The sequence below is a fragment of the Amphritea atlantica genome (assembly GCF_900111095.1).
In the GTDB taxonomy this organism is placed as follows: domain Bacteria; phylum Pseudomonadota; class Gammaproteobacteria; order Pseudomonadales; family Balneatricaceae; genus Amphritea; species Amphritea atlantica.
In genome coordinates this window covers 115,636-123,601 of the sequence record NZ_FOGB01000010.1, presented here as the reverse complement: position 1 = coordinate 123,601, position 7,966 = coordinate 115,636, and the positions used below count along the sequence as shown (strand labels likewise).

The following is a 7,966-nucleotide window of genomic DNA, read 5'->3' as shown; positions in this document are numbered from 1 at the left end:
TTCTTTAGGTTAAAGAGTAACGAGGCTTAATGTCTTACGATCATGGTACCAGTGGCCGGACTCGAACCGGCACGCTTTTAAGGGCGGGGGATTTTGAATCCCCTATGTCTACCAATTCCATCACACTGGCACAAACGTGGAGCGTATTATACGGCTCGTTTGCAAACGGTCAATGCGATTAGTGAAATATCTTTGAAATCGTTGCGTCACAACCGCTGCATTCAATCAGACGGTTGTTCCAACGTTCCTGTTTCAACGTTCCACAAAAGCCCGCTCAATCACATAGTGCCCCAGATCGCCGTGGCGGGCTTCGATAAAGCCCATCTGGTCGAGGATATTCGTGGTGTCTTTCAGCATGCTCGGGCTGCCGCAGATCATAAAGCGGTCATTCTCAAGGCTCAGGTCGGGCAGGCCCAGATCGCGTGTCAGCTTGCCGGTAGAGATCAGGTCGGTCAGCCGGCCCTGATTACGGAACGGTTCGCGGGTGACGGTGGGATAGTACAGCAGCTTGTCGCTGACCATATCGCCAAAGTACTCGTTGCTGGGGAGGTGCTCCTGAATCACATCGGCATAGGCCAGTTCCGACAGTTGTCGCACCCCGTGGGTGAGGATGACTTTGTCGTACTGTTCATAAATTTCCGGGTCTTTGATGATGCTCATAAAGGGAGCCAGTCCGGTACCGGTGCTGATCAGGTAGAGGTGTTTGCCTGGCAACAGGTGATCATTGATCAGGGTGCCGGTGGGCTTGCGGCTGATCAGGATCTGGTCGCCGGGTTGAATGCGCTGCAGCTTCGAGGTCAGAGGGCCATCCTGTACCTTTATGCTGAAAAATTCCAGCTGATCTTCATGGTTAGCACTGGCGATACTGTAGGCGCGCATCAGGGGGCGGCCTTCGTGCTCCAGACCGATCAGGGTGAAGTGACCGTTCTTGAAGCGAAATCCGGGATCCCGGCTGGTGGTAAAGCTGAACAGGGTATCGTTCCAGTGGTGTACGCTGAGAACCTCTTCACGACCGATATTTGACATGGAACTACCTCATACTTATGCAACTGATAACACTGTTGATTCAGGTTATAAAAAAGGGGCTATCTATTTCCTGAGTGCATAGTAGATCGGTCTGCTATATTGTTAAAGACGATTATTATGGTAACAGTTATCGGAAAAACAGGTTATGAAGTATAGCTTACGACAGCTGGAGGTATTTCTGGCGGTTGCCCATTTTGACAATATCTCCCGCGCGGCGGAGAGTCTGTCGATGTCGCAATCGGCGGCTAGTGGTGCATTGCGGGATCTGGAAGCGCAGTTTGATATCCAGCTGTTTGATCGGGTGGGTAAGCGGCTGAAGATCAATGAGCTGGGGCGGTTGCTGCGTCCCCGGGCAGAAGCGCTGTTGGAACGGGCCCGCAGTCTGGAACAGGATATGGCGCAGCATGAGGCGGTAGGGCAGCTGAAGATCGGCGCCACCATGACCATCGGTAACTATCTGGCAGTAGGGCTGATCGCCCGTTATCTCGACGAGCAACCCAGAGCGAAACTGGATCTTCAGGTGGCCAATACCTCGGCCATCGCTGCCCGGCTGGTCAATTTTGATCTGGATATCGGCCTGGTGGAAGGGGAGGTGCAGCACCCCGACCTGGAGGTGATCCCCTGGCTGAATGACCGCCTTGAGGTGTTCTGTGCCCCGGATCATCCGTTGACGCAGAAACCGCAGTTGAGTGATACCGATCTGCTGTCAGCCCGCTGGATTCTGCGGGAACAGGGGTCGGGTACCCGTCAGGCGTTTGACTGGGCGTTGCACGGACTGTTGCCCAATCTGAATGTGTTGCTGGAGCTGGAACACGCCGAGGGGATCAAACAGGCGGTGGCGCAGGGATTGGGGATCGGTTGTCTGTCGCGCATCGCGTTACAAGAGTCGTTTGAGCTGGGAACCCTGGTGCCCTTGTGGGTCGCCGGACGAGATTTCAGTCGTCAGCTGTATCTGGTGATCAATAAGCATAAGTACCGTAGTGCCGGGATCGAGCGCTGGATTGAGCTGTGTCATCAGGCATGATTAAACAGTCCGGCGGTGTTTGAAGATAAGCACGCAGACCGGACTGCAATAACATCGCCAGGTATCAGTTGTTTTCCTGCTGCGCCAGACGCTCCTGCAGTTTACGCTGCCGGCGTTTGCTGCTGGTCTCGTTGGCATCGGCTCCCAGGTGGGCCTCGCCCCGCTGCTGTGCCAGTTGCATCTGCTTCTGTCGTTCGATAAAACGCTCACGCTGTTCATCGCTGAGGCTGTCATAGCAGTTGGGGCAGCTGATACCGGCCTGGTATTGATCGCTCTGCATCTGCTCGGCAGTGAGGGGCAGGCGGCAGGCGTGGCACTGATCGTAGCTGCCCTTTTCCAGTTGATGATTTACCGTCACCCGGTTATCAAACACGAAGCATTCCCCTTCCCATAAGGAGTTGTCCTGGGGCACCTCTTCGAGGTATTTCAGGATGCCGCCCTCCAGATGATAGACCTCATCGAAGCCCTGCTCTTTCAGGTAGGCGGTGGATTTTTCACAGCGGATGCCGCCGGTGCAGAACATCGCCACCTTGCGGTTTTTCTGTGGATCGAGATGCTCTTTTACATACTGAGGAAACTCGCGAAAGGTCTCAGTGTTGGGGTTGATCGCCCCCTTAAAGGTGCCCACCTGAACCTCGTAATCGTTGCGGGTATCTACCAGCACCACTTCCGGGTCTGAGATCAGCGTGTTCCAGTCGCGGGGTTTAACGTAGGTGCCGACCACCCGTTTCGGGTCGATCCCTTCAACGCCCATGGTGACGATCTCTTTTTTCAGCTTCACCTTGGTGCGGTGAAACGGATTGCTGTCGTCCAGAGATTCTTTGTACACGATATCGGCCAGTCGGGGATCGTTCTGCAGCCAGGCCAGCAGGGCATCAATGCCTTCGCGGCTGCCAGCAACGGTGCCGTTAATGCCTTCACTGGCCAGTAGCAGGGTGCCGCGGACGCCGTTATCCAGCATCACTTGGTGCAGCGGTTCGCGCAGGGTTGCAAAATCTTCCAGCGCGACAAACTTATACATTGCGCAGACGATGGTCTGTGACATTTTTGTTCTCCTCAGCCGATCGGAACGTAAATCCGGAGCCTTTGGGTTTATGGGGTGTAGGGTATTACATCAGGGGCGTCATTGTACCCGGATTAACGACGCAGGAAGACGGACAAACTGTAAGGGTTAGCGGGTAACGCGGCGGGCTTGCTGTGTGGCCAGAGTGGTCGCGCAGCTGCACAGCCGATCAATATGGTCATAGTGTATAGCCGGTTCATTTGGCTTCCGGGTTCGCACTTTCGGCGTTTATAGGCTTAGCTGTAGCGTAAGGGTTTAAAAAAGGAGAGGGGGGACTCTGCTATATCAACTCAGAGAGAGGATTAAGCTATGCGAAGCTTTATGCAAACTCCAGCAGGTTATATAGGGTCACTGGTACTACTGAGTGGCGCCGCTTTAAGTTGTGCGCTAAGTAGTGCCGTGCAGGCCGCCAACGAGACACTGACCAGTGTAAAGACTGATACCACCATTATCCTTGATGGCATGGCTGAAAGCGCATGGGATAAAGCCCCTGAGTTGAGTATTCAGCTTGATAACCTGCCCTATAAAGCCGATAACTATGGTGGTATGAGCAGCGTTAATGTGCGACTGAAATCCCTCTACGATGAACATTTTATCTACCTCCTGGTTCAGTATAATGATCCGACTAAAAGTCTGGCCCGCTTTCCCTGGGAAAAGCAGGCTGATGGCAGTTGGAAACAGCTGAAGGGGAAGGATCAGACGGGGCACGACAACGTTTTTTATGAAGATAAGCTGGCGCTGTTGTGGAACATCAATGCCCGGGGATTCGCCAAGAAAGGCTGTGATGTCGCCTGTCATATGCAGGATGATAGCGGCAAAATTAATGGCTTTGATCAAACCGGCAAAGCACCGGGACGGAAATATACCCGCGACGGTGAGACCATCGATATATGGCACTGGAAAAGTGTGCGTATGAATCCGCTGGGGCTGATTGACGATCAGTACATCGACAGTGTAAATGACCCCGCAGTGAATGGTGAATGGGGCCGTCATGGGGATAGTAAAACCGGTGGTGGCTACGTTGATAATGTGAATGCCGAAAAGACCGGACCTGCTTTTATGAATCGGACACAGGGCAATGTGGATGGCTATACCATTACACCTTCGCAGAAAACGCCGTTCGTTGATACGTTTAGAGAGGGTGACCGGATTCCAGGCATTATGTCTGAACCCTTTACCGGGTCCCGCGGGGATATCTGGGCAAAAGGGGATTGGCGGGATGGCCGGTGGACTATCGAAATCAAACGGGCGCTGGTGACAACCGGAGAGAATGCCGGGGTTCAGGATGTTCAGTTCAGTGACCTGAGCAAAGCTTACAGTTTTGGGGTTTCGGTGTTTGATAATTCACAGATTGATCACCTCTACCATGAAGGTGCCTATGATCTGATCTTTAAGTAACAGCATTGATGCTATGACCGGCGTCTCAACAGATGGTCTCTTCTTCCGGCGGGGGAAGAGACTCCGCTTATGTGGTGCTACTTATCAGAGGTTAAGCTATGCGTATCTCGGTACTTAACGTTTCGGCAAAACTGGCACTTTCCGGCTTTCTCATCACTGTTATTTTGGCGGCGCTCAGCGCGACCACCCTGATCGGTCTACTCTATTCATCCCATGATCGGGGCTTCAATATCCCGGAGATGGACAGGGTTCAGTCACACTACAGTGATTCACGCCTGATAGCGGCGATGAAAGGCCCGATGTATCAATATGTCACCGAAGATGGTGATATTGATGTGATTGCGAAATGGATTGCCGACGGCGCGCAGGATGATGGCTTCTTTAAAGATGAGGTGATGTATATCATCAGCGAGGACTGCCAGAAGTGCCATAGTCGCAATTCGCAGATGAGCAAGGCGATCACCTCTATGCCCTTCAGCAGCTACGAGGATATTGTGCAGTATACCGAAGGCGGGTACAGCTGGACCCAGATGGCAAGAACTGCACATATACATCTGTTCGGTATTGCTGTGTTTCTGGTGATCGTATCGATGATAATGGCCTACAGCAGTTTCCGCCCATGGATGAAAAGCCTATTGATCTCTGCAGGCTGGATCGCCTTGTGGCTGGATATTGGCTCCTGGTGGATGGCCAGATTCTACAGCGGTTTTGCCTATGTTATATCGGTGGCGGGCACAGTTGAAATTGTTGCGGTGTGTGCCATGAGTGGACTCTGTCTGTTGAATCTCTGGTGTCGGTTGCCCGCGATAGTGCTTGAGCCTGCGGAACAATGAGTTGAGTCACATCCTTAAGCTGTCTATCTGCCTGGCTGAACACTCTGTCAGAGTGACATAGGCCTACTGAGCCCGGGTAATGCCTGTGCCGGTTATCACGCGTTATTTCGTCTCTCTTTGGTCGCGCTGACACCGCTGACGCCCTTTTCCCCTCTGTTTTACCGGTGACTGATGCCTGAGATCATTTTTCATCGTCTAATTTAGCTGAATTTTGACCGCAAATCGGGTAGAATACGCACCCTTTTTATCGGCCGGTCAGAGAACAGGTGGCCGGTTTCAGCTAATTTATTGCGTCTCAGGTTAACGTTTATCTATGCAGGTAAAAGATTTTCATTTTGATCTTCCCGACGAGCTGATCGCCCGCTACCCCCTGGAAAAGCGCAGCGACAGCCGTTTGTTCTGTGTGGATGGCAATAGCGGTGAGTTTCAGCACCGGCAGTTTTTTGAGGTTCTGGATCTGCTGGAACCCGGCGATCTGGTGGTGTTTAACAACACCCGGGTGATTCCCGCACGGATGTTTGGTGAGAAAGCCTCCGGCGGCAAGATCGAAGTGCTGATTGAGCGGGTGCTGGATGAGCGTTCAGCTCTGGCTCACATCCGCTCCAGCCGGTCGCCCAAGCCGGGGGCCGAGCTGACTCTGGAGGGCGGCCTGAAAGCCACCATGGTTGCCCGTCATGATGATCTGTTTGAACTTGAGTTTGATCTGGCAGAGGGGCATCTGATTGAAGCGTTAGAACAGTTCGGACACATGCCGCTGCCCCCCTATATGAAACGGGAAGATGAACTTTCTGACCGGGAACGCTATCAGACAGTGTATAACGAGAAACCTGGGGCGGTGGCCGCACCAACGGCGGGGCTGCATTTCGATGATGCACTGTTAGCCAGTCTGGAAGAAAAGGGCGTTAATAAAGCCTTCGTGACCCTGCATGTGGGCGCAGGCACCTTCCGGCCGGTCAAGGTCGAGAATATTCAGGATCACAAGATGCATGCTGAATATATCGAAGTGCCGGAAGCAGTGTGTCAGGCGGTGCGTGAGACCAAAGCCCGGGGCAACCGGGTGCTGGCAGTGGGTACGACCTCGGTACGCTGTCTGGAAACGGCCAGTCAGGCGGGAGAGATTCAGCCGTTTTTTGGCGATACCGATATCTTTATCTTTCCCGGATATCGGTTTCGCACCGTGGATCTGCTGATCACCAACTTCCATCTGCCGGAGTCGACCCTGCTGATGCTGGTGTCGGCGTTTGCCGGTTATGAACAGATGATGGCGGCATATAAAGAGGCGGTGGCGCAGTGCTATCGTTTCTTCAGTTATGGCGATGCGATGTTTTTGTCGAAAAAGACCCGCCAAAATGGTGCGGACTGAACCGAAAAACAGTGATGAGCCTTTAATTTATATTATTCAGCCTTATATAGGGAGAAGACCGCAAAACTCCCCAGGCGAAACCTGAGTTCAGGTAACTTATTTAGGACCGATTGTGACCAGAGAATGTTTTATGACGTTTGAGCGTCTGGCGACCGATGGCAAAGCCCGGCGTGGCCGCTTAAGCTTTCCCCGGGGGGATGTCGAGACGCCGGCGTTTATGCCAGTGGGGACTTATGGCTCGGTAAAGGGGATGTTGCCGAAAGATATTGAGGCGATCGGTGCGCAGATCATTCTGGGCAACACCTTTCATCTGATGTTGCGCCCCGGTACCGAGGTCGTCAAAGCTCACGGGGATCTGCATGACTTTATGAACTGGAAAGGTCCGATTCTGACCGATTCCGGTGGTTTTCAGGTGTTCAGTCTGGGGGCAATGCGCAAGATTACGGAAGCGGGGGTGCATTTCCAGTCGCCGGTGAATGGCTCCAAAGTGTTTATGGGGCCTGAGGAATCGATGCAGGTTCAGCGCGACCTGGGCTCTGATATCGTGATGATCTTCGATGAATGCACCCCATACCCGGCCACTGAAGTTGAAGCCGCGGATTCGATGCGGCTCTCTCTGCGCTGGGCGAAACGTTCTAAAGAAGCTCATGGTGATAGCCCGTCGGCACTGTTTGGTATCGTGCAGGGGGGGATGTATCCGCACCTGCGGGATGAGTCGATCGAGGGACTGAATGAGATCGGCTTTGATGGTTATGCCATTGGCGGTTTGTCGGTGGGCGAACCGAAAGAGGAGATGGTGAAAGTGCTGGATCATCTGGCGTATAAGATGCCAGAGGATAAACCCCGCTACCTGATGGGGGTGGGTAAGCCCGAGGATATTGTCGAGGGTGTGCGCCGTGGTGTGGATATGTTCGACTGCGTGATGCCGACCCGCAACGCCCGTAACGGTCACCTGTTTACCCGTCACGGGGTGGTGAAGCTGCGAAACTCCGCCAATAAAACTGATACCCGGCCGCTGGATGAACAATGCAGCTGCTACACCTGTCAGAATTTCAGCCGTGCTTATCTGCACCATCTTGATAAGTGTAAGGAGATCGTGGGTTCGCAGCTGAACACTATCCACAACCTGCACTATTATCAGGAGCTTATGGCTGGATTGCGTCAGGCGATTGAACAGGGTAAATTGGACGACTTTGTTGACCAGTTCTACCATTTAAAGGGGATGGAAACACCGCCTCTTGATAGTGAGATTTGATTTT

7 protein-coding genes and 1 tRNA gene are annotated in these 7,966 nt (G+C 53.1%); 5 read left to right on the top strand and 3 right to left on the bottom strand.

Annotated features, from left to right (window positions below; all coding sequences use genetic code 11):
* Positions 1 to 43 precede the first annotated feature (43 nt).
* Together BMY09_RS15695 and BMY09_RS15690 are read right to left on the bottom strand one after the other, a co-directional pair.
* Positions 44 to 130 (bottom strand) — tRNA-Leu (locus BMY09_RS15695).
* A gap of 122 nt (positions 131 to 252) precedes the next feature.
* Positions 253 to 1,026, bottom strand: coding sequence for a ferredoxin--NADP reductase (locus BMY09_RS15690; RefSeq protein WP_091360198.1), 774 nt, complete (start codon positions 1,024 to 1,026; stop codon positions 253 to 255).
* A 145-nt stretch (positions 1,027 to 1,171) separates the two neighbouring features.
* On the opposite strand from BMY09_RS15690, the gene BMY09_RS15685 reads away from it, so the two are divergent.
* A complete protein-coding gene (locus tag BMY09_RS15685; protein ID WP_091360197.1) occupies positions 1,172 to 2,050 on the top strand; it encodes a LysR family transcriptional regulator in 879 nt (292 codons plus the stop codon).
* A gap of 64 nt (positions 2,051 to 2,114) precedes the next feature.
* On the opposite strand, the gene trhO is transcribed toward BMY09_RS15685, so the two are convergent.
* Entirely contained in the window at positions 2,115 to 3,095 is a 981-nt protein-coding gene (gene trhO, locus BMY09_RS15680; RefSeq protein WP_091360195.1) for an oxygen-dependent tRNA uridine(34) hydroxylase TrhO, read from the bottom strand.
* Positions 3,096 to 3,422: 327 nt separating this feature from the next.
* On the opposite strand from trhO, the gene BMY09_RS15675 reads away from it, so the two are divergent.
* The 4 genes from BMY09_RS15675 (at position 3,423) to tgt (ending at position 7,962) form a co-directional block, all read left to right on the top strand.
* Positions 3,423 to 4,511, top strand: coding sequence for an ethylbenzene dehydrogenase-related protein (locus BMY09_RS15675; protein WP_091360193.1), 1,089 nt, complete (start codon positions 3,423 to 3,425; stop codon positions 4,509 to 4,511).
* A gap of 98 nt (positions 4,512 to 4,609) precedes the next feature.
* Positions 4,610 to 5,344, top strand: a complete 735-nt coding sequence (locus BMY09_RS15670; RefSeq protein WP_091360191.1) for a hypothetical protein — start codon at positions 4,610 to 4,612, stop codon at positions 5,342 to 5,344.
* Positions 5,345 to 5,657: 313 nt separating this feature from the next.
* Positions 5,658 to 6,707 carry a tRNA preQ1(34) S-adenosylmethionine ribosyltransferase-isomerase QueA gene (gene queA, locus BMY09_RS15665; protein WP_091360190.1) on the top strand — a complete coding sequence of 350 codons (1,050 nt, stop codon included), beginning with the start codon at positions 5,658 to 5,660 and terminating at the stop codon, positions 6,705 to 6,707.
* Between the two features lie 130 nt (positions 6,708 to 6,837).
* Positions 6,838 to 7,962 (top strand): tRNA guanosine(34) transglycosylase Tgt, encoded by a 1,125-nt coding sequence (gene tgt / locus BMY09_RS15660; RefSeq protein ID WP_091360188.1) that lies wholly within the window; start codon positions 6,838 to 6,840, stop codon positions 7,960 to 7,962.
* The last annotated feature ends 4 nt before the right edge of the window (positions 7,963 to 7,966 follow it).